Annotated in this window: 23 protein-coding genes; 12 read left to right on the top strand and 11 right to left on the bottom strand. The window is 73.6% G+C overall.

Annotated elements, in window-relative coordinates; translation table 11 throughout:
• Positions 1-27: 27 nt before the first annotated feature.
• Together BAW75_RS19650 and BAW75_RS19645 are read right to left on the bottom strand one after the other, a co-directional pair.
• Positions 28-1,209 carry a threonine synthase gene (locus BAW75_RS19650; RefSeq protein WP_104114477.1) on the bottom strand — a complete coding sequence of 394 codons (1,182 nt, stop codon included), beginning with the start codon at positions 1,207-1,209 and terminating at the stop codon, positions 28-30.
• Positions 1,210-1,217: 8 nt separating this feature from the next.
• Positions 1,218-2,252 (bottom strand): DNA polymerase ligase N-terminal domain-containing protein, encoded by a 1,035-nt coding sequence (locus BAW75_RS19645; RefSeq protein WP_104114476.1) that lies wholly within the window; start codon positions 2,250-2,252, stop codon positions 1,218-1,220.
• A 78-nt stretch (positions 2,253-2,330) separates the two neighbouring features.
• Here BAW75_RS19645 and BAW75_RS19640 point away from each other — a divergent pair, with 78 nt between their 5' ends.
• A complete protein-coding gene (locus tag BAW75_RS19640; protein ID WP_043326222.1) occupies positions 2,331-3,113 on the top strand; it encodes an aldo/keto reductase in 783 nt (260 codons plus the stop codon).
• Positions 3,114-3,175: 62 nt separating this feature from the next.
• Here BAW75_RS19640 and BAW75_RS19635 read toward each other — a convergent pair whose 3' ends face one another.
• On the bottom strand, positions 3,176-4,312 hold the full coding sequence (locus tag BAW75_RS19635) for a glycoside hydrolase family 12 protein (protein WP_064446917.1): 1,137 nt from the start codon (positions 4,310-4,312) through the stop codon (positions 3,176-3,178).
• Positions 4,313-4,641: 329 nt separating this feature from the next.
• Between BAW75_RS19635 and BAW75_RS19630 the strand changes: the two genes are divergently transcribed.
• Positions 4,642-5,748 carry an FAD-dependent monooxygenase gene (locus BAW75_RS19630; RefSeq protein ID WP_104114475.1) on the top strand — a complete coding sequence of 369 codons (1,107 nt, stop codon included), beginning with the start codon at positions 4,642-4,644 and terminating at the stop codon, positions 5,746-5,748.
• Positions 5,749-5,875: 127 nt separating this feature from the next.
• Positions 5,876-7,633, top strand: a complete 1,758-nt coding sequence (gene ctaD, locus BAW75_RS19625; protein WP_043326216.1) for an aa3-type cytochrome oxidase subunit I — start codon at positions 5,876-5,878, stop codon at positions 7,631-7,633.
• 216 nt (positions 7,634-7,849) lie between these two features.
• Here the strand turns inward: ctaD and BAW75_RS19620 are convergent, their stop codons facing one another.
• Genes BAW75_RS19620 through BAW75_RS19605 form a run of 4 tightly spaced genes read right to left on the bottom strand, consistent with a single transcriptional unit; the run spans position 7,850 to position 13,687 of the window.
• On the bottom strand, positions 7,850-9,079 hold the full coding sequence (locus BAW75_RS19620; RefSeq protein ID WP_104114474.1) for an MFS transporter: 1,230 nt from the start codon (positions 9,077-9,079) through the stop codon (positions 7,850-7,852).
• A gap of 39 nt (positions 9,080-9,118) precedes the next feature.
• Positions 9,119-9,700, bottom strand: coding sequence for an isochorismatase family protein (locus tag BAW75_RS19615; RefSeq protein WP_104114473.1), 582 nt, complete (start codon positions 9,698-9,700; stop codon positions 9,119-9,121).
• Between the two features lie 11 nt (positions 9,701-9,711).
• On the bottom strand, positions 9,712-10,998 hold the full coding sequence (locus BAW75_RS19610) for a nicotinate phosphoribosyltransferase (protein ID WP_043326210.1): 1,287 nt from the start codon (positions 10,996-10,998) through the stop codon (positions 9,712-9,714).
• A 16-nt stretch (positions 10,999-11,014) separates the two neighbouring features.
• Positions 11,015-13,687, bottom strand: coding sequence for a LuxR C-terminal-related transcriptional regulator (locus BAW75_RS19605; protein WP_104114472.1), 2,673 nt, complete (start codon positions 13,685-13,687; stop codon positions 11,015-11,017).
• 192 nt (positions 13,688-13,879) lie between these two features.
• Between BAW75_RS19605 and BAW75_RS19600 the strand changes: the two genes are divergently transcribed.
• From BAW75_RS19600 to rdgB, 9 genes are all read left to right on the top strand, one after another.
• The gene (locus BAW75_RS19600) at positions 13,880-15,406 is read left to right on the top strand and encodes a P-loop NTPase family protein (RefSeq protein ID WP_104114471.1); all 1,527 of its coding nucleotides are present in this window, start codon (positions 13,880-13,882) and stop codon (positions 15,404-15,406) included.
• A 115-nt stretch (positions 15,407-15,521) separates the two neighbouring features.
• Positions 15,522-15,812 (top strand): ATP-dependent Clp protease adapter ClpS, encoded by a 291-nt coding sequence (gene clpS, locus BAW75_RS19595; RefSeq protein ID WP_030501849.1) that lies wholly within the window; start codon positions 15,522-15,524, stop codon positions 15,810-15,812.
• Positions 15,809-16,312 carry a DUF2017 domain-containing protein gene (locus BAW75_RS19590; protein WP_030501848.1) on the top strand — a complete coding sequence of 168 codons (504 nt, stop codon included), beginning with the start codon at positions 15,809-15,811 and terminating at the stop codon, positions 16,310-16,312. Before clpS ends, BAW75_RS19590 begins: the two co-directional genes overlap by 4 nt.
• Positions 16,313-16,366: 54 nt before the next feature.
• A complete protein-coding gene (locus BAW75_RS19585) occupies positions 16,367-16,855 on the top strand; it encodes a M67 family metallopeptidase (RefSeq protein WP_104114470.1) in 489 nt (162 codons plus the stop codon).
• 67 nt (positions 16,856-16,922) lie between these two features.
• Positions 16,923-17,261, top strand: coding sequence for a MoaD family protein (locus tag BAW75_RS19580; protein ID WP_030501846.1), 339 nt, complete (start codon positions 16,923-16,925; stop codon positions 17,259-17,261).
• 11 nt (positions 17,262-17,272) lie between these two features.
• Entirely contained in the window at positions 17,273-18,238 is a 966-nt protein-coding gene (locus BAW75_RS19575; protein ID WP_104114469.1) for a PLP-dependent cysteine synthase family protein, read from the top strand.
• A 225-nt stretch (positions 18,239-18,463) separates the two neighbouring features.
• A complete protein-coding gene (locus BAW75_RS19570; protein WP_104114468.1) occupies positions 18,464-19,210 on the top strand; it encodes an MBL fold metallo-hydrolase in 747 nt (248 codons plus the stop codon).
• Positions 19,211-19,283: 73 nt separating this feature from the next.
• A complete protein-coding gene (gene rph, locus BAW75_RS19565) occupies positions 19,284-20,012 on the top strand; it encodes a ribonuclease PH (RefSeq protein ID WP_104114467.1) in 729 nt (242 codons plus the stop codon).
• A complete protein-coding gene (rdgB, locus tag BAW75_RS19560) occupies positions 20,009-20,626 on the top strand; it encodes an RdgB/HAM1 family non-canonical purine NTP pyrophosphatase (RefSeq protein WP_043326198.1) in 618 nt (205 codons plus the stop codon). The genes rph and rdgB overlap by 4 nt, the downstream gene beginning before the upstream one ends.
• Positions 20,627-20,628: 2 nt before the next feature.
• Here the strand turns inward: rdgB and hutH are convergent, their stop codons facing one another.
• From hutH to BAW75_RS19540, 4 genes are read right to left on the bottom strand one after another with little or no spacing between them, the layout of a single operon-like run.
• Positions 20,629-22,167: a histidine ammonia-lyase gene (gene hutH, locus BAW75_RS19555; RefSeq protein ID WP_104114466.1), complete on the bottom strand. Its 1,539-nt coding sequence runs from the start codon at positions 22,165-22,167 to the stop codon at positions 20,629-20,631.
• The gene (hutI, locus tag BAW75_RS19550; protein ID WP_104114465.1) at positions 22,164-23,333 is read right to left on the bottom strand and encodes an imidazolonepropionase; all 1,170 of its coding nucleotides are present in this window, start codon (positions 23,331-23,333) and stop codon (positions 22,164-22,166) included. Before hutI ends, hutH begins: the two co-directional genes overlap by 4 nt.
• Entirely contained in the window at positions 23,330-24,694 is a 1,365-nt protein-coding gene (locus BAW75_RS19545) for a formimidoylglutamate deiminase (protein ID WP_167435590.1), read from the bottom strand. Before BAW75_RS19545 ends, hutI begins: the two co-directional genes overlap by 4 nt.
• Entirely contained in the window at positions 24,691-25,911 is a 1,221-nt protein-coding gene (locus tag BAW75_RS19540; protein ID WP_104114463.1) for an allantoate amidohydrolase, read from the bottom strand. Before BAW75_RS19540 ends, BAW75_RS19545 begins: the two co-directional genes overlap by 4 nt.
• Position 25,912: the final 1 nt, after the last annotated feature.

Here is a 25,912-nt window from a genome sequence, read left to right as displayed (position 1 = left end):
GCGGGGGCCCCTGCTATACCGGAGACGTTAAGAAGGGGCCCCTCCTTGCACCAGGCCGGGGTATTTCAGGCCGGCGCCGGTGTTCAGCACCACCACGCGCTCGCCGGGACGGATCCAGCCACCGGCCCGCAGGTGCCGGGCGGCGGTCAGGCAGGCCGCGCCCTCCGGGCAGAGCAGCAGCCCCTCGCGGGCGGCGAAGTCGCGCAGGTCGGTGAGGATCTCCGCGTCGTCCACGGCGATCGCGGTGCCGGCGCTCTCCCGCAGCGCGGACAGGATCAGCTCGTCGCCGAGCGGGGCGGGCACGGTGATGCCGAACGCGACGGTGCGCGCGTCCTCCCACGGGGTGACGCGGTCCTCGCCGGCCGCGAACGCCCGCACGATCGGCGCGCACCCGGTGGACTGCACCGCTACCAGCCGGGGCAGCCGGTCCTCGACCCAGCCCAGCTCGCGCAGCTCGTGCAGCGCCTTGTGGATGCCGATCAGCCCGACGCCGCCGCCGGTCGGGTAGACGATCACGTCGGGCACCTGCCAGCCGAGCTGCTCGACGATCTCGTACCCCATGGTCTTCTTGCCTTCGAGGCGGTACGGCTCGCGCAGCGTGCCCGCGTCGAAGATCCGCCCGCCCGACCCGGCGATCAGCTCGGCGATGTTCCGCCCGGCGTCGTTGATCAGGCCGTCGATCAGCCGCAGATCCGCGCCGGCGGCGAGGCACTCCTCCCGGCAGATCGTCGGCGCGGCAAGCGGCATGGCGATCGTCGCGGTCATCCCGGCCCGCGCCGCGTACGTGGCCCAGGCCGCCCCGGCGTTGCCGTTCGTGGGCATGGCGATCCGCTCCACGCCCAGTTCCCGGGCCCGGCTCACGCCCACCGACGCGCCCCGCGCCTTGAACGACCCGGTCGGGGTCAGCCCCTCGTCCTTGACGAGCAGATCCGCGATGCCGATCTCGTGGCCGTACGCGGGCGCGCGCCACATCGGCGTCCAGCCCTCGCCGAGCGTGGTGACGCACCGGGGATCGGCCACCGGCAGCAGCTCCCGGTAGCGCCACAGGTCGGCCGGGCGCAGCCCGAACTGCTCCGGGGCCACGGTGGCGGCCACCTCGGCGAGGTCGTAGCGGGCCAGCAGCGGTGAGCCGCAGCCGCACAGGTTCTGCAACACGTCGGCCGGATGGTCACGGCCGCAGCGCGGGCACTCCAGGTGCGTCAGGTGCACGGTGGTCCTCAGCTCGCGTCGATGCTCAGCCAGTGCCGGCTGCGCCGGCCCGGCTCGTATGGGGAGTCGAGGCGTTTCGCCACCACTCCCGGGAGCCCCTGCTCACGGGCGGCCCGCAGGGCGTCCGCACCGACTCCCGGGAACCACGGCGGAGTCTGCCAGTGCGGACCGGCGAGCGCCAGACCGTCGAGCAGGTCACGGCGTTGCGCGTACGGCACGTCCAGGCTCGGCACGCCCTCCAGCCAGAGCAGGTCGACGGCGAGGAACTGCCCGTCGCGCCGGGTCGGCGGCCGGACCCGCCCGGCCGGGTCGATCCGGACCAGCACGCCGTCCAGCACCGCCTCGGCCGGGGCCAGCGCCTCGGCCATCGCCCGCAGCCAGGGGTACGACCCGGTGACCTCGTCGTCGTCGCCGTCGAGCAGCCGCAGCCGGCCGCCCGAGACGTACGCCATCGCGCGCACGCCCGCCCAGCGCAGCTCGTACCCCCAGGCGTCGGCGTCGCGTGGCAGCCGCCCACCCTCGGCGGGCCGCATCGGGCGGACCAGGTCGGGCATCGGCGTCCAGCCCTCCGGCGCCGGGTCGGTGCGCCTGATCATCCAGTCCCGGCCCCGCCCGCCGGTGGCGAACAGCACGTACCGCCCCTTCGTGCGCTCGCCGTCGAGCACCACGATCACCTCGTCGTCGCGCCACTTCTCGGCCCGGTAGGTGCCGGTGTCGTGCACTGTCATCCGGCCGCCGCCGTACTCCCCGGCGGGAATCTCCCCGTGGAACGTCAGGTACTCCATCGGGTGGTCCTCGGTGTGCACGGCGAGGTGGTTGCGGCCCGGGTCGCGGGGCAGGCCGCGCGGCACCGCCCAGGAGGCGAGCACGCCGTCGTGCTCCAGCCGCAGGTCCCAGTGCAGGCTCCGGGCGTGGTGCTGCTGGATGACGAAGCGGGGCGCGCGCCGCGCGGACCGCTTCCGGCCGGGCGCCCGCTCGGGCACCGGTTCCGGGGTACGCGCGGCGTCCCGTTTGCGCCGGTACTCGTCCAGCCGGTCCGCCATCCCCGCATCCTCCCCCAGACGCGCCGTGCGCGCCGGGATGCCGGTGTGTGTGCGGCGAACCGGGGTAGAACGGGGGACATGGACAGCGACCAGCCCACCCTTCCGCTCGCCGGTGACGTCCGGATCCCGCTGCTCGGCTTCGGGACGTGGCAGGCCACCGGCGAGGCCGGTTTCCAGGCCGTGCTCGCCGCGCTGGACGCCGGCTACCGGCACATCGACACGGCCACCATGTACGGCAACGAGAAGGAGGTCGGGCGGGCGGTCAAGGAGAGCGGGCTGCGCCGCGAGGACGTCTTCATCACCACCAAGCTGCCGCCGGACCGGGTGGGCCGGGAGCGGGAGACCATCGAGGCGAGCCTGGCCGCCCTGGACACCGACTACGTGGACCTGTGGCTGGTGCACTGGCCGCCGTCCGCGCCCGGCGACAGCATCCCGGTGTGGCGGGAGATGCTCGCCGCGCGGGACGAGAACATGGCGCGCACGGTCGGGGTGAGCAACTACTCGATCGGGCAGATCGACGAGCTGATCCAGGCCACCGAGGAGACGCCGGCGGTCAACCAGATCCGCTGGAGCCCGTCGCTGTACGAGCGGCACACGCACGCCGCCCACCGGGACCGGGGGGTGGCGCTGGAGGGGTACAGCCCGTTCAAGACCAGCGACCTGTCCGACCCGGTGCTGGTCCGCATCGCCCAGGCGCACGACGTGTCGCCGGCCCAGGTGGTGCTGCGCTGGCACATCGACCACGAGATCGTGGTCATCCCGAAGTCGGTCACGCCGGAGCGGATCCGGGCCAACGTCGACGTGTTCGGGTTCTCGCTCACCGCCGAGGAGATGCGCGACATCGACGCGCTCGCCGGCTGAGGCGTACCCGGGGGGAGGGGGCGCGGTCCGCGACGGACCGCGCCCCCTCCCGTGTGCGGTGGTCAGCCCCGGGCGCAGGTGGAGCCGTTGAGCGTGAAGCTGCTCGGTGCCGAGTAGCTGCCGTTGAGCGTCGCCTGGTAGCCGAAGGTGGTCGACGTGCCGGGCGACAGCGTGCCGTTGTAGCCGGCGTCGCGGGCGGTCACCGCGGAGCCGCTCTGGCTGACGGTGGCGTTCCACGCGTTGGTGACGGTCTGCCCGGAGGGCAGGTTGTAGTTGAGGGTCCAGCCGTTGATCGTGCCGGAGCCGGTGTTCTTGACCGTCACCTCGGCGGTGAAGCCGTTGTTCCACACGTTCGCCGCCTTGTAGGTGACGGTGCAGGACGCGCCGCCCGAGGGCGGGGGCGTGGTCGGCGCCGACGTGGTCGGCGGCGGGTTGGAGCCGCCGGTGTTGACGTTCTGCGAGAACGAGTTGACCGCCAGCCCGACGCCGCCCTGCCACGGCTCGAAGCCGGCCTGGATGCTGGTCAGGTACCAGTCGTTCGTGATCGCGCCCCGGTTGCGGGTGTCGTTGATGAACGCCAGCGCGTCGAAGCTGAAGCTGGGGATGGCCGACGGCGACAGGTACGAGATGACGTTGTTCGAGCCGTTGCTGCCGCGCCACACCTCCCAGGTCCGGCCCGCGATGTTGGCGGTGCCGACCGGGGAGCCGATGGGCTGGATCGAGCCCTGCCGGTTGAGCCAGATCATGATCTCCATCTGGTTCACCCCGTCCCGCTTCGGCGACGGGTCGAGCCAGATGTCGTACGAGGCGTTGAAGATCGCGCCGCTGACGTAGTTGTAGCTGATGCTGGACGGTGCGCTGCTGATGTTCTTCACCTGCACCGGCAGGTTCGTGCCGGGCGAGCAGTTGGTGTAGTGGCAGCCCACGAAGATCGACGGGTAGGCGACCGGCGCCCCGTTTGTCGGCGCGGAGCCGTCCGCCCGGGTGATCGAGAAGCCGGTGGAGGTGACGTTGATGCACTGCTGGGCGCTGGTGCCCCAGCGGTTGTTCTGCACCACGTACTTGCCGCCGATGGTGGTCGAGCCGTACTGCTCGCAGATCTGCGTGTCGGCGGAGGCGGTGCCGCCGAGCGCTACGGCGACGATGGTGCCGGCGGCCAGCAGGCCGGCTGCGGCGAGAGCCCTGAGTGGACGCTTCATGATGCTCCTTGGCTCGGCGCGGGGACGGCGCCGGTTCGGTCGGTGCTACGGACGGGAGCGCTCCCACGGTGCAGGGAATACATTTACATGTCTCAAATCATTGCGCAAATGCGCCGGGCTCGTTAACGCTCCGCGTGCGGCCGGTGGTGCGACCGAGTGCCGCGGCCGACCCCTTCCCCCAGATGGAGGCGGGATTCCTGCCGGTGGGACGGGGTGTGCCGCCGACCGGCGGCCCGCACCGGGGCGAGCGGGCACTTCCGCCGCCTGGTTGCGGCGAGTAATGTCTTGCCTCCAACGCGTGCCGTTCCCCTCCGGAGGCGTAACCCACCATGGGTGGTTCACCCCTGCGCGTCCTCGTCGTCGGCGCGGGCATCGCCGGACTCGCCGTCGCCCGGGCGCTTCGCCTGGCGGGATTCCGGCCCGACGTCACCGAGCGGCTGCCACCCGCGGAGTCGACAGACACCGGCCTCTACCTGCCGGGCAACGCGGCCCGGGCGATGCGCCGGCTCGACCTCGACGGCCCGCTGCGCCCGCTCGGCCAGGTGATCCACCGGCAGCGCTTCCTCGACGCCGCCGGTGCGCCGCTGTGCGAGGTCGACCTCGACGCGCTCTGGACCGGAGTGGGGGAATGCCGGGCGCTGCCCCGGGCCGAGCTGCTCGGGGTGCTGCTCACCGGCGCCGGCGGCGCGGTCCGCCACGGCGCCGAGGTCAGTACCGTCGACCCGCTGCCCGGAGGCGTGGCGGTCGGCTTCACCGACGGCACCAGCGCGGAGTACGACCTGGTCGTCGGCGCGGACGGCCCACGCTCGGCGGTACGCACGCTCGCCGCGCTCGGCGGGCCGCCCCGCCCCGCCGGTCACGTGGTCTACCGGGCCCTCGTGCGCGGCGGCCCGCGGATCGCCGACTGGACCGCCCTGCTCGGCCAGCGGGCCGGGTTCCTGGTGGTGCCGCTCGGCGCCGGGCGGCTCTACTGCTACGCCGACGAGGCCGGCACCGACCTGCCCGCCGACCCGCTCGCCCGGCTGCGCGAGCTGTTCGGCTCGTACGGCGGCCCCGTCCCGGAGGTGCTGGACGCGCTGGAGACGGTGTGCGTCGAGCGCACCGAGGAGGTCGAGCTGGGGCGGTGGTTCCACGGCCGGGTGCTGCTCGTCGGTGACGCCGCTCACGCCACCGCGCCGACGCTCTCCCAGGGCGCGGCCATGGCGCTGGAGGACGCCGTCGTGCTCGCCGAGTCGCTGCGCGCCGCCGGCAGCGTCGACGCCGCGCTGCTGGCGTACGAGAGTCGCCGCCGCCCGCGTACCCGCTGGGTGCGGGACCGGACCCGGGACCGCAACCGCACCCGCGACGTGCCGCCGGCGCTGCGCGACCCGTTGCTGCGCGGACGCGGCGGACGGATCTTCCGGGAGCACTACCGGCTCCTGACCGGCCCGCTCTAGGCGGCCGGAGATCGTAGCCGCCCACCCCACGCGGCGGGGCCACCTACCGGGGACTATCCTCCTTGCGGATGACGGCTGCGCCGATGACCAGCGCGCCGAGCGGGACAACCAGAACCGGAGGCCACTCGTGACCACCGTCGCACCCAAGCCGGTCGTGACCCGGCCCTGGCCGGTCCGGGAGCCGGTCAAGGGGTCGGCCCTCGCGCGGCTGTTGCGCACCACGGACGCGAAGCAGATCGGGATCATGTACATGGTCACCGCGTTCGTGTTCTTCATGATCGGTGGCCTGATGGCCCTGATCATGCGTGCCGAACTGGCGCGGCCGGGCCTGCAGTTCCTGTCGCCCGAGCAGTACAACCAGCTCTTCACGATGCACGGCACGATCATGCTGCTGTTCTTCGCGACGCCGATCGTGTTCGCCTTCGCGAACTACGTGGTGCCGCTGCAGATCGGCGCGCCGGACGTGTCGTTCCCGCGGCTCAACGCCTTCGCGTACTGGCTCTACCTGTTCGGCGGCACGCTCGCCACCGCGGGCTTCATCGCCCCCGGCGGCGCGGCCGACTTCGGCTGGACCGCGTACACGCCGCTGAGCACCGCCGACCACGCCCCGGGCGTCGGCGCGAACATGTGGGTCGTCGGCCTGGCCATCTCCGGTCTGGGCACGATCCTCGGCGCGGTCAACCTGATCACCACGATCCTGACCCTGCGCGCGCCCGGCATGACCATGTTCCGGATGCCGATCTTCACCTGGAACATGCTGGTCACCAGCCTGCTGGCGATCCTGGTCTTCCCGCTGCTGGCCGCCGCGCTGTTCGCGCTCGCCGCGGACCGCCTGATGGGCGCCCACGTGTACGACCCGGCGACCGGCGGGCCGATGCTGTGGCAGCACCTGTTCTGGTTCTTCGGTCACCCCGAGGTGTACATCATCGCGCTGCCGTTCTTCGGCATCATCAGCGAGATCATCCCGGTGTTCTCCCGGAAGCCGATCTTCGGCTACAAGGGCCTGGTGGCCGCCACCATCGCCATCGCCGCGCTGTCGATGAGCGTCTGGGCGCACCACATGTTCGCCACCGGCCAGGTGCTGCTGCCGTTCTTCAGCTTCCTGAGCTACCTGATCGCGGTGCCCACCGGCATGAAGTTCTTCAACTGGATCGGCACCATGTGGCGGGGCCAGATCACCTTCGAGACGCCGATGCTGTTCTCGATCGGCTTCCTGGTGACCTTCCTCTTCGGTGGTCTCACCGGTGTGCTGCTGGCCAGCCCGCCGCTCGACTTCCACCTGCACGACTCGTACTTCGTGGTGGCGCACTTCCACTACGTGCTCTTCGGCACCATCGTGTTCGCCGTCTTCGCCGGCATCTACTTCTGGTTCCCGAAGATGTTCGGCCGGATGCTGGACGAGCGCCTCGGTAAGATCCACTTCTGGCTGACCATGATCGGCTTCCACACCACGTTCCTGGTGCAGCACTGGCTGGGCAACGAGGGCATGCCGCGCCGGTACGCCGACTACCAGGCCATCGACGGCTTCACCACGCTGAACACGATCTCCACGATCGGCGCGTTCATCACCGGTATCTCGACGCTGCCGTTCATCTGGAACTGCTGGAAGTCGTACAAGACCGGCCCGGTCGTCGAGGTCGACGACCCGTGGGGCTACGGCAACTCGCTCGAGTGGGCCACCAGCTCCCCGCCGCCGCTGCGCAACTTCGACCGCATGCCGCGCATCCGCTCCGAGCGGCCGGCCTTCGACGCGAAGTTCCCCGAGCTGGCCGCCGGGCAGAGCCTGGCCGGCCCGCCCGAGGGCGGTGCCAAGCCGCTGACCAGCGAGGTCAACGGTGGTGCCAGCTACCAGGAGGACACCGCAGGCAACCTCGACCAGCGCTGAGTTTCGCGCCGTCACGTCGAGCCGGGCGCCGCACTCCCCAACGGGGGTGCGGCGCCCGCCCTTTTCCGCCCTTTCCCGTCCCCGCCCGCCTGCCCCGCGGCACCAGTTCGGGGAAGTGGCGGTGTCCAGGGCGCGTGGATCCAGCCACTTCCCCGTTCTGGCTTCGCCCTCCGCCTCGCGGGAGACACGAACTCCTGATCCCGCCGGCCGAGGGGATTAGCGGGAGGCTAGGGCCAGGTCGGGGTCCGGGATCGGGTTGCGGCGGTGGCGCAGCTCGATCGGGAGCACCACCAGCGCCACCAGCGCCCCGATCGCGCCGGTGACCGCGAAGCCCCACGCGGGCGCGGAGGCGTCGATCACCGCGCCGGCCAGCGGCGCGCCGAGCGCGATGCCCACCGTCACGGCGGAGCCGTGCAGCCCCATCGCCACACCGCGTACGGAGGGCGGGGCCAGCCGGCTGACCGCGTCGGAGGTGGACGCGAGGGTGGGCGCGCAGAGCGCACCGGCCGGGATCAGCGCGAGACAGAGCAGCCACCAGTGCGATCCGCCCAGCCCGACCGGGATGGTGGCGAGGCTCAGCACCGCCACCAGCGCCAGCGGGGAGAACGAGCGGCGTACCGCGCCGTACGCGAAGCCACCCACCAGCGAGGCGACCGCCCAGGCGGCGAGCACCACGCCGGTCCAGCCGACCTCGCCGCCGGAGCGGAGCACGGCGACCACTGCGACGTCGGTGCCGCCGAGCACGAGGGTGGCGGCGAGGCTGACCGCCAGCACGGCGAGCAGGCGCGGGGTGAGCCACTCGCGGCGGTGCACCGGGCGCTGCGGCCCGGTCTGCTCGTCGGCGGCCCGCACCGGCGGGTTGAGCAGCCAGAAGCAGATGCCGGAGCCGACGATCCCGGCACCGACCGCCCACAGCGTGAGGCGCGGCGTGACGGCGGTGGCCAGGGCGACGGCGAGCGCCGGGCCGACCATGAACGACAACTCCATCGCCATCGAGTCCAGCGCGTACGCGGGGCGGCGCTTCTCGGCCGGCACGAGCGCGGCGATCGACTGGCGGATCATCGAGAAGATCGGCAGCGCGAGCAGCCCGGCGAGGAACGCGGCCGGCAGCAGCACCGGGTACGGCAGTGTGGGCGCGGCGGACCAGAACAACGCCTCGGCGACAGTGGTGAGCACCAGCACCGGCCGCAGTCCCCGGCGGTCGATGAGCCGCCCGAGCAGCGGGGCGCCGACCGCCGCGCCGATGGTCGACGCGGCGCCGACCAGGCCGGCGGCGCCGTAGCCGCGGCCCAGGTCGAGCACCACGTAGAAGGTGAGCGTCACCCCGGTGGCGGTGAGCGGCACGCGGGCCAGCACCGACACCAGCAGCAACGATCGGACACCGGGTAGGGCGAGCGCCTCCCGGTAAGGCTTCAGGTTCACGACGGTCCGTACCTCCGGCGCCATCCTGGGGCCGGGGTACGACACCCGCAAGCGATTACCGGGTCAAGCGGTGGCGATCACAGGCTCGCCCACCATTGTCACCCCGGCGCCGTCGAGGGCCCGCAGCGCCACGTCGAGCGTGTCCGGCGCGACGGCGGCGGTCAGGTCGAGCAGCACAGTGGTCCGGAAGCCCTCCCGGGCGGCGTCCAGCGCGGTCGCGCGCACGCAGTGGTCGGTGGCGATGCCGACCACGTCGACCTGGTCCACGTCGTGCCGGCGCAGCCAGTCGGCCAGGCACTCGCCGTCGGGCGCATGGCCTTCGAAACCGGAGTACGCGGCCGCGTGCTCGCCCTTGTGGAAGATCGCCTCCACCCGGTCGGTCGCCAGCTCGGGGTGGAACTCGGAGCCGGAGGTGCCGACCACGCAGTGCCGGGGCCAGGAGTCGACGTAGTCCGGCGGGTCGCCGAAGTGCGCGCCCGGGTCGATGTGGTAGTCCTTCGTCGCGACCACGTGGTCCCACCGGTCCGGCTCGGCGGCGAGCAGCCGGGAGATCCCGGCGGCCACTCCCGCCCCGCCGCCGACCGCGAGGGAGCCGCCCTCGCAGAAGTCGTTCTGCACGTCCACGATGATCAGGGCGTTCGCCATCGGGTTCCTCCTCAGCTCGCGGGTACGACGGTGACGGGGACGGCCGGGTCGCCGGCGGAGAGCTTGAGCCCCTCCCACGGGATGGAGATCAGGCACTGGCGCAGGTGGTCCCGCGACTCCTCCAGCGTGGGCAGTGTCTCCGGCTCGCCCGACACCACGTACGAGCGCTGGAGCAGCCGGTCGTTGGGCTGCCGGTCCGGCACGCCCTGCGGCACGATGACCTCCTCGGTGGCGGTCCCGGTCGGCTTGTGCCGGCGGACCGCGACCTTCCGGCCGCCGATGGTGGCCTTGTGCTCGGAGCGTTTGACCACCGGCCGTCCCTCCACCTCGACCAGCTTGTAGACCAGTCCGGCGGTGGGCGCGCCGGAGCCGGTCACCACGGCGGTGCCGGCGCCGTACATGTCCACCGGTTCGGCGGCGAGCGCGGCGATCGCGTACTCGTCGAGGTCACCGGAGACGATGATCTTCGTCTCGGTGGCGCCGAGCGAGTCGAGCAGCTCGCGGGACTGCTGGGCGATCACCGCGAGGTCGCCGGAGTCGATCCGGACCGCCCGCAGCTCCGGCCCGGCCACCGCGATCGCGTTGCGGATGCCCTGGGCGATGTCGTACGTGTCGACCAGCAGCGTGGTGTCCTTGCCCAGCGTGGCGACCTGGGACGCGAACGCGGCCCGCTCGTCGTCGTGCAGCAGCGTGAAGGCGTGCGCGGCGGTGCCCGCGGTGGGGATGCCGTAGCGCTGCCCGGCGGCCAGGTTGGAGGTGAACCGGAACCCGGCCAGGTACGCGGCCCGCGCCGCGGCGACGGCAGCCTCCTCGTGCGCGCGGCGGGAGCCCATCTCGATCAGCGCCCGCCCCCGTGCGGCGGTGACCATCCGGGCCGCGGCGGCGGCGACCGCGCAGTCGTGGTTGAGCACCGACAGCACGAGCGTCTCCAGCACCACGCACTCGGCGAACGTGCCGGACACGGTGAGGATCGGGGAGCCGGGGAAGAACAGCTCGCCCTCGGCGTAGCCGTCGATGTCGCCGGTGAAGCGGTAGTCGGCCAGCCACTGCGCGGCCCGGTCGTCCACCACACCGGTACGGCGCAGGAAGTCGATCTCGGCCGGGTCGAACCGGAAGTCGCGGATCATCTCGATCAACCGGCCGGTGCCGGCGACCACCCCGTACCGGCGCCCGGCCGGCAGCCGCCGGCTGAACACCTCGAAGACGCAGCTCCGGTCGGCCGTGCCGTCACGCAGCGCGGCGCTGACCATGGTCAGCTCGTAGTGGTCGGTCAGCAGCGCGGGGCGAAGGGTGCTCACCGCTCCAGCCTAGAGTTCAGTCCGGCTCCGTGCCGTCGTGCCCCGGCATCGACCACAGCGCGGCCCGCAACTCGCCGCGCCCGGCGACGCCGAGCTTGCTGTAGACGCGCTGGAGGTGGTTCTCCACCGTTCGCGTGGACAGGAACAGCCGCTCCGCGATGGCCCGGCTGGTCACCCCGTCGGCGGCCAGGCGGGCGACCTCCCACTCCCGGTCGCTGAGCGTCGGGCGGAGCCGCCGCAGCGCCGGGGTGGAGATCTCGTCGCAGCGGCGCAGCAGGTCGGCGAGGCGTTCCCGGACCGGCCCGGTGGCGCCGGCGCGGGCGTTCCGCGTCCGGTGCAGCGCCATGGCGGTCGCCTCGGCGGCGTACACGGTCAGCTCGCGGTCGGCGAAGCCGTCGGCGACGGCCAGCAGGGCGTCCGGGGCGCCGTCGGCGGCGGCCCGGCCGAACCGGGCGACGAGCGGCGGCAGCACGCCGTCGACCCGCTCGGAGAGCTCGGCCAGGCGTTGCGCCACGGTGCGGCGGCCGCCGTCGGTGCAGGTCGGGCCGACCGGCGCGGCGGCCTGGTCGAACCGGACCAGGTCGAGCAGGACGAGCAGCTCGTGCCCGGCCAGGCCGTCCTCGCGCAGCCGGTCGGCGAGCGCGCACAGGTGCTTGGTGGCCGCCGGCAGGTCACCCGTCGCGGCCTGGACCGCGCCCCGGGCCTGCTCCAGCCAGGGATAGAGCACGGCCATGCCGGGGGCGTGCGTCCGGTCCGCCTCGGCCATCGCGTCGGCCGCGTGCGTCACGTCCCCGCGCAGCGCGGCGGCCTGGGCGCGCTCGGCGTGCGCCAGCCCGGCGTACACGCGGCTGGTGGCGAGCACCGCGCACGCCTCCAGGCTGGTCCGCAGCGCCTCGTCGCCGCGCCCGCGCAGCCGCGCCGCGTACGCCTGGAGGATGGCCAGGTAGCCGGTGCCGAGCCGGAAGTCACCGGCCCCGGCCAGGTCGGCGAACTCGTCGGCGACTAACGCGTCGATGCCGGGCAGGTCGCCGGAGAGCGTCAGCCGGGTGCCCCGGGCCAGCTCCATGGCGAGCTGGAGGTAGGGCATGTCGGCCCGCCAGCAAGCCGCCTCGGCCTGGACCCGGGCGATCGCGGTGGCGCTGCGCTGATACTGCCCCTGCGCGGCCTGGAGGTGGGCCAGCGTGCAGCGGGCCAGCTCCCGGGCGGCCATCGGGGCGGCCGGGCGGTCGAGCACCTCCTGGGCCAGCCGTACCGCGACGTCGACGTCGAGCCGGTGCAGTCGCATGATGGCCTCGAACGCGCGTACGCGAGTTCGGTCGGCGGGGTCGCGCAGCTCCTCGCCGCGCGCGGCGATCTCCTCCACCGTGGACTCCCGGTTGAGTCCCCAGTAGCTGACCATGCCCCGGACCGTCAGCCACCGGCTGCGCCGGCGGTCGTCGTGGATCTCCCCGGCGACCTGGTCGAGCACGCTGATCGCCTCGTCCGGCCGGTCGCCGAACATCAGGATGGTGGCCAGCAGTTCGGCCGCGTCGGTGCCGCCGCCGGCCTCCAGCGCGGCGCGGGCCAGCCGGGTGGCCAGCGGCACGTCGTACCGGCCGAACGCCTGGACCGCCGCGTCGAGCAGCAGGGCGACGTCCTGCGCCGTGCCCGAGTCGAGCCGCCACACCGCGACCCGCAGCAGGTCGTCGCGGCGGCGCGTGCCGACCTGCTCCAGCAGCCCGGCGAGGGTGGCCTGGAGCCGGCGGGTGCGGCTGACCGGGCAGTGCCGGCGCATCACCTCGCCGTAGAGCGGGTGCGCCAGACGGACGTTGAGCCGCCGGTCGTCGTGGATCAGAGTGATGAGCCCGCGCTCCTCGGCCGTCTCCACGTCCGCCGGGTCGACCGCCCGTTCCAGCAGTTGCAGGCCCAGCGGCTCGCCGAAGGCGACCAGCTCGACCACCGCCCGGACGCCGGGGGTGAGCTGCCCGATCCGGGTGTCGATCAGGTCGGTGAGGCTGGGCGCCAGCTCCAACCGCCCGGTCCAGGTCCAGATCCCGTACGTGCGGCGCAGCTCGTCGTCGGCGGCCAGGACCAGCTCGCGCAGCAGCAGCGGGTTGCCGGCGCAGAGCTGGAAGAGCCGGTCGGAGGAGCCGGCGTCGACCGGTCCACCCAGGATGGCGGCGAGCAGACCGGTGGTCTCGCTGCGGCCGAGCGGGCCCAGTTCGACCAGTTCGACCAGGTCGTCGGTCCAGAGCGCGCGGATCGGCAGCGGGATCTGCTCGCCGTTGCGCAGCGTCCCGATGACTGTGGCGTTCTCGGAGCGGGCGACCAGGTGCACCAGCGCGGCCGAGGGCGGGTCGAGCAGGTGCGCGTCGTCGATGGCGAGGACGATGGGCCGGCCGGCGGCCTGTTCCTGCAGCACGTCGACGGCCCAGCGCAGGATTCCGGCGGGGGAGAGCCCCTGCGGCTGGGTGGCGGGCAGCACCTGGACGAGCCCGCCGAAGGGGAGCGCGGCGGTGGTGGCGCTGGCCGCGATGGACCAGATCGCGTACCGCTCGGGGGAGAGCTCGGAGACGCCCTCGCGCAGCAGCCGGCTCTTGCCGACCCCGGCGTCGCCGCTGAAGAGCAACCCGCGCCCTCCGGGTCGGCCGATCGTCGACAACAGACGGTTGAGTTCATCCCTACGGCCGACGAACTCCCACCTACTCATCGGAGCAGCATATCGACCGTGTTCCGTCCGCGTGCGGGCCGTTACGCAGTGAAGTTGAGTAATCTGGCCGTTACCCATGAGTATCGGAGGTGTTCGTTGTCGGATGGCCGACAGCCGTACTCTTCCGACAGCCCCTGCAACCAGGGAAAAGCCGCGACCGGCACCCCGGTCGCCTGACCGGGAGGCCACCTGATGACGCCGGGTCCACTCCCCTCGGTCGACGTGCCCGACCCGCGCCGTCAGGCCGGCCCACCCGGGTGCGCCCCGCTGCCGACCCGGCTCGGGGCGGCCACGCCCGGACCGGACGATCCGATGGCCGTGGTCGTCGCCGGCCCGGCCGGCGCCGGCCGGCGCGAGGTGATCGCCGGCCTGCTCGGGATCGATTCCGCGACGCTCGCCGTGCCCGCGGGAAGCAACCTGCTGGTCCAGCACGCCGAGAAGGCGACCCGCGCCGCGTACGTCCCGGGCTACCGCCAGCCGCACGCCTACGGCGCCGACCCGATGGCGACCGGCCCGGCGCTGGCCCGGCCGCCACGCCGGGTCGAGCTGAGCCTGCCCGACCCGCTGCTGCGGCACTTCGCCGTGGTCGACACGCCGGACACCGGCACGCTCGGCGTGGCCGGCGGCCGGGTGCTGCGCGACGCCGTCGGCCGGGCCGGCGCGCTGCTCTTCGTGATCTCCGCCGACCAGGCGTTCAGCGCGGCCGAGCTGCACCTGCTCGCCGAGATGGCGCGTGCCCGGGTCGAGGTGTTCTTCGCCGTCACCCCCGGCACGACCGGCTGGACCGCGTCGGCCGACGGCCCGGCGGCGGAGGCCACCGGTCCGTCCGCCCGCCGGCTCGACCCGGTGTCGGTCTCCATCGAGGCGCACCGCGCGGCGCTGCTGGCTGCGGTGCCGGCGCTCACCCCGGCCCGGTGGTTCCCGGCCCGCCGGGCCGAGCTGCCGCACCTGCGGCGTGCCCTGGTCGGCTGGGCCGCCGACGAGGGACTGCGCCGCGGCAGCGCAAGCCCGCCGGTGCCGGCCGGCGCGCACGGCCGGGTGCCGGTGCTGGCCGGCGTCGAGCCCGGCGAGCTGGCCGACCGGATCGACAGGGGGTCACGAGCCTGCGCCCGCCGGATCCGTCAGCACCTCGCCCTGGAGTTGGCGAACATCCACCTGCGGGTGGTGCAGGAGATCGTCTTCGGGGTCGGCTGCGCCGGCCTGCCGCAGATGCTCGACCGCGAACTGGAGGCGCTGTCGCTGCTCGCCACCGCGCAGTGCGACGAGGCCGTCCGCGGTCTCGTCGACGCCGCCGCCGCCCGGGTCTTCGGCGCGCCGCTGGCAGAGGGCGTACGCGGGCGGATCGCGCACGCGGTGCGCTGTAGCCTGGCCGACCATCCGGACGGCCGGGAGCTGGACCGGGTCCTCCTGGTCACCAGCACGGCCGGGGTCGCCGCGCTGACCGGCGAAGGCGCTCTCGACGCCCTGGCCGGGCTGCCCGGCGGGCAGCGGGACGAGATGCTCCCGCCCGTGGGCGTCGCCCTCAACGGCGGCTGCTGGCAGCACTGGCGGGCGACCGACAACAACGACCCGAACGCCGCCCGGTCCTGGGCCCAGCGCGCGCTGCGCGAGGTCGAACTCGAACTGTCCCGCGAGGTGTCCCGCCGCTTCGAGGTGATCCGTCTCTCGCTGACCGGGGTGCTCGCCGATGCTGTCGACCACGGCATCCTGCTTGCCTGACCACGGCGCGGGCACACCGCGACCCGGGCTCGCGTACGCGGCCCGGGTGGGTGACGACGGCCGCCGCGGCGTTCCGGTTCATCGGTTCCCCGGATCCGGTGGCACGATGGGGGGCATGGCGGCTCCACAGGTTGCGCCGGTCGAGACGCCGGACACCGAAGAGGTGCCGGTCTCCGACCGGCCGTGGGTGACCATCGTCTGGGACGATCCGGTCAACCTGATGACGTATGTGACCTGGGTGTTCCAGAAGCTCTTCGGATACAGCCGGGAGAAGGCGGAGCGGCTCATGCTGGACGTGCACCACAAGGGCAAGGCCGTGGTGTCCACCGGCGCCCGGGAACGGATGGAGCACGACGCGGCGCAGCTGCACGCGTACGGTCTCTGGGCGACGGTGGAGAGGTCATGAGCATGTTCCGCCGCCGGGGCGACCACTACGTGGCGACGTTCGCCGTCGACGAGGTCCGGGTGCTGCGCAAGGTCGCCGCCGAGGTGGTCGGGCTGCTGACCGACGGCTTCGACCACGGTGACCCGGTGGTCGGCCGGCTCTTCCCCGACGTCTACCCGGACGACGACGCCGGCACCGCCGAGTTCCGCCGCTACACCGAGGGCGATCTGAAGACCGGGAAGATCGACCAGGCGGGCGCGATCCTCGCCGCCCTGCCCGACGGCGACTCCGGCGGCGAGGTGCGACTCGACGCGGAGGCGGCCGAGGCGTGGCTGCGCGCGCTCAACGACGCCCGGCTGGCGATGGGCGTACGCCTGGAGATCAAGGACGGCACCGACCTGGGTGAGGAGCTCGACGACGCGGTCGCCGAGGACCCCGGTTCGTCCCGGGTGTTCCAACTGTCGGTCTACGCCTACCTCGGTTATCTGCAGGAGTCCCTGCTCAACGCGCTCATCGACTGAGTGGTGACGGTTGCCACCTCGCCGCCCGGCCCGGCCAGGGGCTAGGCTGGTGGCGTGCTGAGCATCGACCGGTCGATCATCGACGCGATCGTCGCCCACGCGCGTCGGGACCACCCGGACGAGGCGTGCGGCGTGGTCGCCGGCCCCGTCGGCAGCGACACCCCGACCCGGCACATCCCGATGGACAACGCGGCCCGCTCCATGACCTTCTACGAGTTCGACTCGATGGAGCAGTTGCGGGTGTGGCGGGAGATGGACGAGCGCGACGAGGAGCCGGTGGTGATCTACCACTCGCACACCGCGACCGAGGCCTACCCGTCCCGCACGGACGTCTCCTTCGCCGGCGAGCCGGGCGCGCACTACCTGCTCGTCTCGACCCGCGAGCCCGACACCGAGGAGATCCGCTCCTTCCGGATCGTCGACGGCGTGATCACCGAGGAACCGGTGAAGATCGTGGATGCCGCCGTGGACCCGAACGCCGTCCAGTCCTACATGTTCGGGCAGAGCCCGGCGACGGTCGACTACGAGTGTTCCGACCGCTGATCTTCAGCGCCGGCACCTTCCTTTTCCCGTCACCTGGCACCATCCCGAACGAGGAGCACGAGACATCATGGCCATCGAGGTTCGCATCCCCACCATCCTGCGCAGCTACACCGGCGGCGCGAAGGTCGTCGAGGGCAGCGGCGACACGCTCGCCGACCTGATCGCCGACCTGGATTCGCGGCACGGCGGCCTGAAGGCCCGCCTGGTCACCGACGCGGGCGTGCTGCACCGGTTCGTCAACGTCTACGTCAACGACGAGGACGTCCGCTTCCTCGGCGCGCTCGACGCCAAGCTCAACGACGGCGACAGCGTGACCATCCTGCCGGCCGTGGCCGGTGGCGCGTTCGGCTTCGCGGCCGCCGCGGCGATCGCCTCGCACGCGGTCTCCACGCGCGCCGCCCGCTGAGGGGGCCCGCGATGGCGCGGTACGACAGCCTGCTCGACGCGTGCGGTGGCACCCCGCTGGTCGGGTTGCCCCGCCTCTCGCCGACGGTTCCCGCCGGGGCGCCGCCGGTGCGGCTCTGGGCCAAGCTGGAGGACCGGAACCCGACCGGCAGCATCAAGGACCGCGCGGCGCTGTACATGGTGCGCGCGGCCGAGGAGGCCGGCCGGCTCCGTCCCGGTGACACGATCCTGGAGCCGACCAGCGGCAACACCGGCATCTCGCTGGCCATGGTGGCGAAGCTGCGGGGCTACCGGCTGGTCTGCGTGATGCCGGAGAACGTCTCCACCGAGCGGGTGCAGCTGCTCCGGATGTACGGCGCGGAGATCATCTTCTCGCCGGCCGCCGGTGGCTCGAACCAGGCCGTCGCGACCGCGAAGCAGATCTCCGCCGAGCACCCGGACTGGGTGATGCTCTACCAGTACGGCAACGAGGCGAACGCCCGGGCGCACTACGAGACGACCGGGCCGGAGCTGCTGCAGGACCTGCCGGGCATCACCCACTTCGTGGCCGGGCTGGGCACCACCGGCACGCTCATGGGCACCGGCCGCTTCCTGCGGGAGAAGGTCGAGGGCATCCAGATCGTGGCGGCCGAGCCGCGGTACGGCGAGCTGGTCTACGGTCTGCGCAACATCGACGAGGGCTACGTGCCCGAGCTGTACGACGCGGGTGTGCTGTCCCGCCGTTTCTCCGTGGGCACCCGGGACGCCGTGCTGCGGACCCGGCAGCTCGTCGAGGTGGAGGGCATCTTCGCCGGGTTCTCCACCGGCGCCATCCTGCACGCCGCGCTCGCGGTGGCGCACGAGGCGGTCCGCGACGGCCGCCGCGCCGACGTGGCGTTCGTGGTCTGCGACGGCGGCTGGAAATACCTGTCGACCGGCGCGTACGGCGGCACTCTCGCCGACGCGGAGGAGTCGCTGGAGGGTCAGCTCTGGGCCTGACGGTCCGGCGGCCGGTCCGGCCGGTGATGTCCCCGCCGGCCGGACCGCCGCGCCTGCCCGGAGCGGACGTGTATGGGTGTCACGTTGATGACAACTTCCGGCAGATGATTCTTGCCCGACCGGGGCGGCGCGTAGGCTGCGCAGCGTGGCGAGCGCGTCGGTAGAGATCATCGGCGGCGTCGCCGCCGGCGCATCGACTACTCATGGTGAGATCGAGGCCACCGGATGAGACTGACCGTCCTCGGCTGCGCGGGCAGCTTCCCGGGCCCCGAATCGCCCTGCTCGGCCTATCTCATGGAAGCCGAGGGCTTCCGGCTCCTGATCGACTTCGGCGTGGGTTCGCTCTCCACGCTCCAGCGCTACGTCGGGCTGCACGCCCCCGACGCGGTCCTCCTCACCCACCTGCACTGCGACCACATGTTCGACGCCGTGTCCTACGTGGTGGTGCGCCGGTACGCGCCGGACGGCCCGTACCCGCCCCTGCCGATGTACGCCCCCTCCGGCGCGCCCGACCGGCTGGCCGCCGCGTACGGGCAGGAGGAGGGCTCGGTGGAGGACGTCTACCAGTTCTACGGCCTCCAGCCGGGCACGTTCCCGATCGGCCCGTTCAGCGTCACAGTCGACCGGATGAACCACCCGGTCGAGACGTACGGGGTGCGGCTGGAGCACGGCGGGCGGGTGTTCTGCTACTCCGCCGACACCGCGCCCTGCGAGGCGTTGCTGCGCCTGGCCCAGGACGCCGACGTGTTCCTCTGCGAGGCGAGCTACATGGACGGCGTGGAGAACCCGCCGGACCTGCACCGGACCGGCCGGGAGGCGGGCGAGGCGGCCACCAAGGCGGGCGTGGGGCGGCTGCTGCTCACCCATCTCGTACCGGCCTGGGGCAGCGAGTCGCAGACGGTGGAGGCGGCGGCCGGGGCGTACGCCGGGCCGCTGGACGTGGTGCGGCCCGGCGCCTGCTACGACGTGTGACCCCGGCGGCGGCCGGGCCGTGTCGGCGGACACCCGCGGACGATCCGATCACCGCACCGCATAGGGTGCAGGCATGGCGCGACCTGACGGGCGGGAGCCCGACCAACTCCGACCGGTGACCCTGACCCGGGGCTGGAGCACGCACCCGGAGGGTTCGGTGCTCGTCGAGTTCGGCGCGACCCGGGTGCTCTGCACGGCGAGCGTCACCGAGGGCGTGCCGCGCTGGCGCAAGGGTTCCGGGCTGGGCTGGGTGACAGCCGAGTACGCGATGCTGCCCCGGGCCACCAACACGCGCTCGGACCGGGAGAGCGTGCGCGGCAAGGTCGGCGGGCGTACCCATGAGATCTCCCGTCTGATCGGCCGCAGCCTGCGCGCCTGCGTGGACCTCAAGGCGCTCGGCGAGAACTCGATCTTGCTCGACTGCGACGTGCTCCAGGCCGACGGCGGCACCCGGACCGCGGCGATCACCGGCGCGTACGTCGCGCTGCACGACGCGGTGACCTGGCTGGCCGAGCGCAAGGCGCTGGCCGGCAAGGTGGAGAAGGTGATGCACCGTTCGGTGGCGGCGGTGAGCGTCGGGGTGATCGGCGGCGAGCCGATGCTCGACCTCTGCTACGCCGAGGACGTCACCGCCGAGGTCGACATGAACGTGGTGTGCACCGGCGCCGGCGACTTCGTCGAGGTGCAGGGCACCGGCGAGGCGGGTGTCTTCGCCCGCGATCAGCTCGACGCGCTGCTCGACCTGGGCGTGGCGGGCTGCCTGGAACTGGCCGACGCGCAGCGGAAGGCGCTCTCGTCATGAACAAGGTCCTGCTGGCCACCCGGAACCGGAAGAAGCTCGTCGAGCTGCAGCGGATCCTGGACGGCGCGCTCGGCGCGCACCGGATCGCGCTGCTCGGCCTCGACGACGTCGAGGAGTACCCGGAGCTGCCGGAGACCGGCCTCACGTTCGGCGAGAACGCGCTGATCAAGGCGCGGGAGGGCTGCCGGCGTACCGGCCTGCCGACGATCGCCGACGACTCGGGGCTGGCGGTGGACGCGCTCAACGGCATGCCGGGTGTGTTCAGCGCCCGCTGGTCCGGCCGGCACGGCGACGACCACGCCAACCTTCAGCTCGTGCTGGACCAGGTCGGCGACGTGCCGGACGAGCACCGGGGCGCGGCGTTCGTCTGCACCGTCGCGCTGGTGCTGCCGGGCGGCAAGGAGCACCTGGTCGACGGCCGCCAGTCCGGCCGGCTGCTGCGCGCGCCGCGCGGCGAGGGCGGCTTCGGCTACGACCCGATCTTCCTGGGCGACGGGCAGGAGCGCACCAACGCGGAGCTGACGCCCGAGGAGAAGGACGCGGTCAGCCACCGCGGCAAGGCGCTGCGGGAGCTGGCCAAGCTGGTCGCGAAGGTGCTCCCGCCCGCCACCTGAGATCAGCCCAGCGGGCCGATCTCCCGTTCGATCGCCGCGCGCAGCTCCGGGCCGCGTACCACGTCGCGCGCCGCCTCCATCAGCGGCGCGAGGAACACGTCCGGTCCCGGCTCGCCGATCGTGCGGCCGAGCACGTCGACGGCCGCCCGCCCGGCCGGTGACGGCGTCAGCGGGGCGCGGAGCTGGAGCCCGCGTACGGCCGCCAGCAGCTCCACCGCGAGCAGGCTGGTCAGGTTGTCCAGCACGGTGCGCAGCTTCTTGGTGGCCGCCCAGCCCATCGAGACGTGGTCCTCCTGCATGCCGCTGGTGGGCAGCGAGTCGACCGAGGCGGGCGCGGCGAGCCGGCGGTTCTCCGCCACGATCCCGGCGGCGGTGTACTGGGCGATCATCAGCCCGGAGTTCACCCCGGCGTCGGGGGACAGGAACGCGGGCAGCTCCCGGGAGCGGGTGACGTCCAGCAGCCGGTCCACCCGGCGTTCGGCGATCGCGCCCACCTCGGCGGCGGCGATGGCCAGGTAGTCGGCGGCGAAGCCGAGCGGCGCGCCGTGGAAGTTGCCGGTCGACTCGACCCGCCCGTCCGGCAGCACCACCGGGTTGTCCACCACGGACAGCAGTTCCCGGCCCGCGACCACCTCGACGAAGTCGAGCGTGTCCCGGGCCGCGCCGGCGACCTGCGGGGCACAGCGCATGGAGTACGCGTCCTGCACCGCGTGCGCCAGGTCGTCGCGGTGCGAGTCCATCACCGCCGAGCCCTGCAGCAGCCGGTGGATGTTCGCCGCCGAGGCGGCCTGGCCGGGATGCGGGCGGATCGCGTGCAGCTCGGGCAGGAAGGGCCGCTCCGAGCCGAGCATCGCCTCGATGGCGAGCGCCGCTGTCACGTCCGCCATGGCGAACAGGAGCAGGGCGTCGGAGACGGCCAGCAGCAGCATGCCGAGCATGCCGTCGGTGCCGTTGATCAGCGCCAGCCCCTCCTTGGCGGCCAGCGACACCGGCTTCAGCCCGACCTGGTGCAGCGCGTCGGCGGCCGGGACGCGCTCCCCGGACGGGCCGAGCACCCAGCCCTCACCGAGCAGCACCAGCGCGCAGTGCGCCAGCGGCGCCAGGTCGCCGGACGCGCCGAGCGAGCCGTGCTCCGGCACCCACGGGGTGACGTCGTGGTTGAGCAGGTCCACGAGCGCCTCGGCGACCAGCGGGCGTACGCCGGAGCGGCCGAGCGCCAGCGAGCGGACCCGCAGCAGCATCATGGCGCGTACCACCTCGCGCGGCATCGGCGCGCCCACCCCGGCGGCGTGCGAGCGGATCAGCGCGTGCTGCAGCTCGGCCCGGCGCTCCGGTGCGACGAACGTGTTGGCGAGCGCGCCGAACCCGGTGGAGACGCCGTACACCGGCCGCCCGGCCGCCTCGATCCGGTCCACGATGGATCGGGAGGTCGCCATCGCCTCGGTGGCGGCCGGGTCGAGCACGACCTTGGCGGTGCCGCGGGCCACCGCGAGCACGTCGGCGGGGGTGACCCCGGTGGACAGGATGGTCACTGTGGTCATCGCGGCACTCCGTTGTGCAGAACCTGGCGGATCAGTGGCACCCCCGGCCGGTAGGCCAGGTGCAGGTGGGACGGGGCGTCGAGGATGATCAGGTCGGCCCGTGCCCCGGGGGTCAGCCGCCCCACGTCGGTGCGGCGCAGCGCCGCCGCCCCGCCGGCGGTAGCGGCCCACACCGCCTCCGCCGGGGTCATCCGCATCTCGCGTACGGCGAGCGCGACGCAGAACGGCATCGACGACGTGTACGACGAGCCGGGGTTGCAGTCGGTCGCGAGCGCGACTGTCACGCCCGCGTCGAGCAGCCGCCGGGCGTCCGGGTACGGCGACCGGGTGGAGAACTCCGCGCCCGGTAGCAGCGTGGCGACCGTCTCCGAGCCGGCCAGCGCGTCGACGTCGGCGTCGGTCAGGTGGGTGCAGTGGTCGACGCTGGCCGCGCCCAGCTCCACGCCGAGCCGTACGCCCGGCCCCGGGCCGAGCTGGTTGGCGTGCAGCCGTACGCCCAGACCGGCGGCCTGCCCGCAGGCGAGGATCGCCCGCGCGTGGTCGGCGTCGAACGCGCCCCGCTCGCAGAACACGTCGATCCAGCGGGCGTACGGCGCGGCGGCGGCGAGCATCGGCCCGCAGACCATGCCCACGTAGTCGTCCGGGCGGTCGGCGTACTCGGCGGGGACCACGTGCGCGCCGAGGAACGTGGTGTCCTCGGTGAACTCGGCGGCGATGCGCAGCGAGCGGGCCTCGTCGGCGACGGTGAGGCCGTACCCGCTCTTGATCTCGACGGTGGTGGTGCCCTGCCGCAGCATCTCCGCGCGCAGCCGGCCCACAGTGGCGCGCAGGTCGTCGTCGGAGGCCGCGCGGGTGGCGCCCACAGTGGTGCGGATGCCGCCGCCGGTGTAGGGCTCGCCGGCCATCCGGGCGGCGAGCTCGGCGGCCCGGTCCCCGGCGAAGACCAGGTGGGCGTGGCTGTCCACGAAGCCGGGCAGCACCGCCGCGCCACCGGCGTCGATCCGCCGGTCGGCGGCCGGCGCATAGCGGGCCGACCCGATCCAGGCCACCTGGCCGTCCTCGACCAGCAGCGCGGCGTCGCGCCTGATGCCCAGCGGGTCGCCGTCGCGGCCGTCGTTCGTGACCAGCTCGCCGATGTGGTCGACGACCAGGCTGCCGCGCGTCACGAGTCCTCCTTCGCGGTCACCGCCGCGATCGCGTCCCGCAGCTCGGTGGGCACGTCCACGGTCAGGTGCCGGCCGCCGTCCACCACCGGCCTCCCGTCCACGATCACGCTCGTCACGTCGGCGGCGGTGGCGGCGAAGAACGCGCCGGCCGGCGGCACCCCGGCGGTGCGGGCGCTGTCCAGCCGTACCGTGACCAGGTCGGCCCGCTGCCCGACGGCGAACCGGCCGGCGTCGCCCCAGCCCAGCGCGGCGTGCCCGCCGACGGTGGCGGCGCCGAGCAGCTCGGCCGGCGTGAAGTGCCCCCGCCGGCGGGTACGCAGCCGCTCGTCCATCTCCAGCGCGCGGGCCTCCTCGAACAGGTCCACCACGGCGTGACTGTCGCTGCCCAGGCTCAGCGGGCTGCCCGCGTCGGCCATCCGGCGCACCGGGCCGACCCCGTCGGCCAGGTCGCGCTCGGTGGTGGGGCAGACGCAGACCCGGGTACGGCTGTCGCCGAGCAGCGCCACGTCGGCGGCGGTCGGGTGGGTGGCGTGCACCGCTGTGGTGTGCGGGCCGAGCACGCCGTGGTCGGCCAGCAGCCGCGTCGGGGTGCAGCCGTGCACCGCCCGGCAGGCGTCGTTCTCGGCCGGCTGCTCGGACAGGTGCACGTGCAGCGGCAGCCCGTTGCGGTCGGCCCAGCCCGCTACGGTGGCGAGCTGCTCGGCCGGGACCGCGCGCACCGAGTGGATGGCCGCGACGAGCCGGACGTGGTCGTCGGCCGGCCCGAACGCGTCCACCCGCGCCGCCCAGCGCAGCGCGTCGCCGTCACCGAACCGGCGTTGCGGCCCGGTCAGCGGCGCGCCGTCCACGCCCCCGGCCAGGTACGCGGTGTCCAGCAGCGTGAGCCGGATCCCGGCGTGCGCGGCGGCCTCCACCAGCGCTGCGGACATCGCGTTCGGGTCGTCGTACGGGGTGCCGCCGGGACCGTGGTGCAGATAGTGGAACTCGCCCACGCAGGTGATCCCGGACAGCGCCATCTCCGCGTACACGGCGCGGGCCAGCGCCAGGTAGGTGTCCGGGTCGAGCCGGGTCGCGATCGCGTACATCAGGCTGCGCCAGGACCAGAAGTCGCCGCGCCCGTCGTGGGTGCGCCCGCGCAGCGCCCGGTGGAAGGCGTGCGAGTGGGCGTTGGCCAGGCCGGGCACCGTCAGCCCAGGCAGCCGTACCGCGTCGTCGAGCACCTCCACCCCGGCGGTCGGCGGACCGTCCCCGGTCAGCGGGGTGACAGCGGTGAGCCGCCCGTCGGTCGCCTCGATCAGCACGTCCCGGGTGGGCTCGGCGCGGTCGGGCAGCCAGGCGTACTCGGCCAGCCAGCGGGTCAGCGGCATGCCAGCTCCTCCAGGACCCGGGCCAGGGCGGTCACCCCGGCGGCGCAGTCGGCGTCGGTGGCCGCCTCGGCGGGGGAGTGCGACACCCCGGTCGGGTTGCGCACGAACAGCATCGCGGTGGGCAGGTGCGCCGCCAGCACCCCCGCGTCGTGCCCGGCGCCGGTGGGCAGCACCGGCGCGCCGAGCAGCGTGACCAGCCGGTCGGCCAGCCCGCGGTCGAACGCGACGAGCGGGGTCGCCGACTCCTGGGTGCAGGTCAGCGCGGTGCCGTCGCGGCCGGCCCGGTCGGCGGCCTTGGCGCGTACCGCCTCGACCAGACCGTACAGCGTCTCCGCCTCGGCCGCCCGCGCGTCCAGCCAGCCGGTGACCCGGGACGGGATCGCGTTCGTGGCGTTCGGCTCGACCGACACCCGGCCCACTGTGGCGTGCGCGTCGCGCAGCCGGGCCTCCTTGTTCGCCGCCAGCACGGTGAACGCGTAGGTGAGCATCGGGTCACGGCGGTCGGCCATCCCTGTCGTACCCGCGTGGTTGCCCTCGCCGGTGAAGTCGAACCGCCACCGGCCGTGCGGCCAGATCGCGGAGGCCACCGCGACCGGCGCGTCCTGGTCGACCAGCGCGCGGCCCTGCTCGACGTGCAGCTCCACGAAGGCCGCGAAGCGGCCGAGCAGCGCCGGGTCGGCGCCCGCCGGCCGCTCGCCGAGCGCCTGCGCGAAGGTCGTCCCGGCCTGGTCGCGCAGCCCGGCCGCGCGGTCGACGTCGATCTCGCCGGTGAGCAGCCTCGACCCCAGGCAGGGTACGCCGAACCGCGCGCCCTCCTCCTCCACGAACGCGGCCACCACCACCGGCCGTTCCGGGGTGATGCCCGCGGCCCGCAGCTCGTCCACGGCGAGGAACGCGCTGACGATGCCGAGCGGACCGTCGTACGCGCCGCCGTGCGGCACCGAGTCGAAGTGGCTGCCGGTGAGCACCGCGTCGCCGGCCTCCGGGTCGCCCCACCAGGCGAACAGGTTGCCGTTGCCGTCCTGCTGAACCGGCATCCCGCGGGCGTCGGCCTGGTTGTGGAACCACTCCCGCAGCCGCAGCTCCGGCTCGGTCAGCGCGTAGCGCAGGTAGCCGCCGCTGCCCTCGTCGCGCCCGATCGGCGCGATCTCGTCCCACAGCTCCCGGAACCGGTTAGGAAGGGACCCTTCCCATGCAGAATGCGTTGACAAG

Source organism: Micromonospora chalcea (assembly GCF_002926165.1).
In the GTDB taxonomy this organism is placed as follows: Bacteria; Actinomycetota; Actinomycetes; order Mycobacteriales; family Micromonosporaceae; genus Micromonospora; species Micromonospora chalcea.
This window is presented reverse-complemented; position numbering and strand designations above follow the sequence as displayed.

Excerpts from the sequence above, each read along its gene's own strand:
- BAW75_RS19645 (WP_104114476.1), bottom strand. The coding sequence starts at position 2,252 with ATGGCGGACCGGCTGGACGAGTACCGGCGCAAACGGGACGCCGCGCGT.
- BAW75_RS19640 (WP_043326222.1), top strand. The coding sequence starts at position 2,331 with ATGGACAGCGACCAGCCCACCCTTCCGCTCGCCGGTGACGTCCGGATC.
- BAW75_RS19635 (WP_064446917.1), bottom strand. The coding sequence starts at position 4,312 with ATGAAGCGTCCACTCAGGGCTCTCGCCGCAGCCGGCCTGCTGGCCGCC.
- BAW75_RS19630 (WP_104114475.1), top strand. The coding sequence starts at position 4,642 with ATGGGTGGTTCACCCCTGCGCGTCCTCGTCGTCGGCGCGGGCATCGCC.
- BAW75_RS19620 (WP_104114474.1), bottom strand. The coding sequence starts at position 9,079 with ATGGCGCCGGAGGTACGGACCGTCGTGAACCTGAAGCCTTACCGGGAG.
- BAW75_RS19615 (WP_104114473.1), bottom strand. The coding sequence starts at position 9,700 with ATGGCGAACGCCCTGATCATCGTGGACGTGCAGAACGACTTCTGCGAG.
- BAW75_RS19605 (WP_104114472.1), bottom strand. The coding sequence starts at position 13,687 with ATGAGTAGGTGGGAGTTCGTCGGCCGTAGGGATGAACTCAACCGTCTG.
- BAW75_RS19600 (WP_104114471.1), top strand. The coding sequence starts at position 13,880 with ATGACGCCGGGTCCACTCCCCTCGGTCGACGTGCCCGACCCGCGCCGT.
- clpS (WP_030501849.1), top strand. The coding sequence starts at position 15,522 with ATGGCGGCTCCACAGGTTGCGCCGGTCGAGACGCCGGACACCGAAGAG.
- BAW75_RS19590 (WP_030501848.1), top strand. The coding sequence starts at position 15,809 with ATGAGCATGTTCCGCCGCCGGGGCGACCACTACGTGGCGACGTTCGCC.
- BAW75_RS19580 (WP_030501846.1), top strand. The coding sequence starts at position 16,923 with ATGGCCATCGAGGTTCGCATCCCCACCATCCTGCGCAGCTACACCGGC.
- BAW75_RS19575 (WP_104114469.1), top strand. The coding sequence starts at position 17,273 with ATGGCGCGGTACGACAGCCTGCTCGACGCGTGCGGTGGCACCCCGCTG.
- BAW75_RS19570 (WP_104114468.1), top strand. The coding sequence starts at position 18,464 with ATGAGACTGACCGTCCTCGGCTGCGCGGGCAGCTTCCCGGGCCCCGAA.
- rph (WP_104114467.1), top strand. The coding sequence starts at position 19,284 with ATGGCGCGACCTGACGGGCGGGAGCCCGACCAACTCCGACCGGTGACC.
- rdgB (WP_043326198.1), top strand. The coding sequence starts at position 20,009 with ATGAACAAGGTCCTGCTGGCCACCCGGAACCGGAAGAAGCTCGTCGAG.
- hutH (WP_104114466.1), bottom strand. The coding sequence starts at position 22,167 with ATGACCACAGTGACCATCCTGTCCACCGGGGTCACCCCCGCCGACGTG.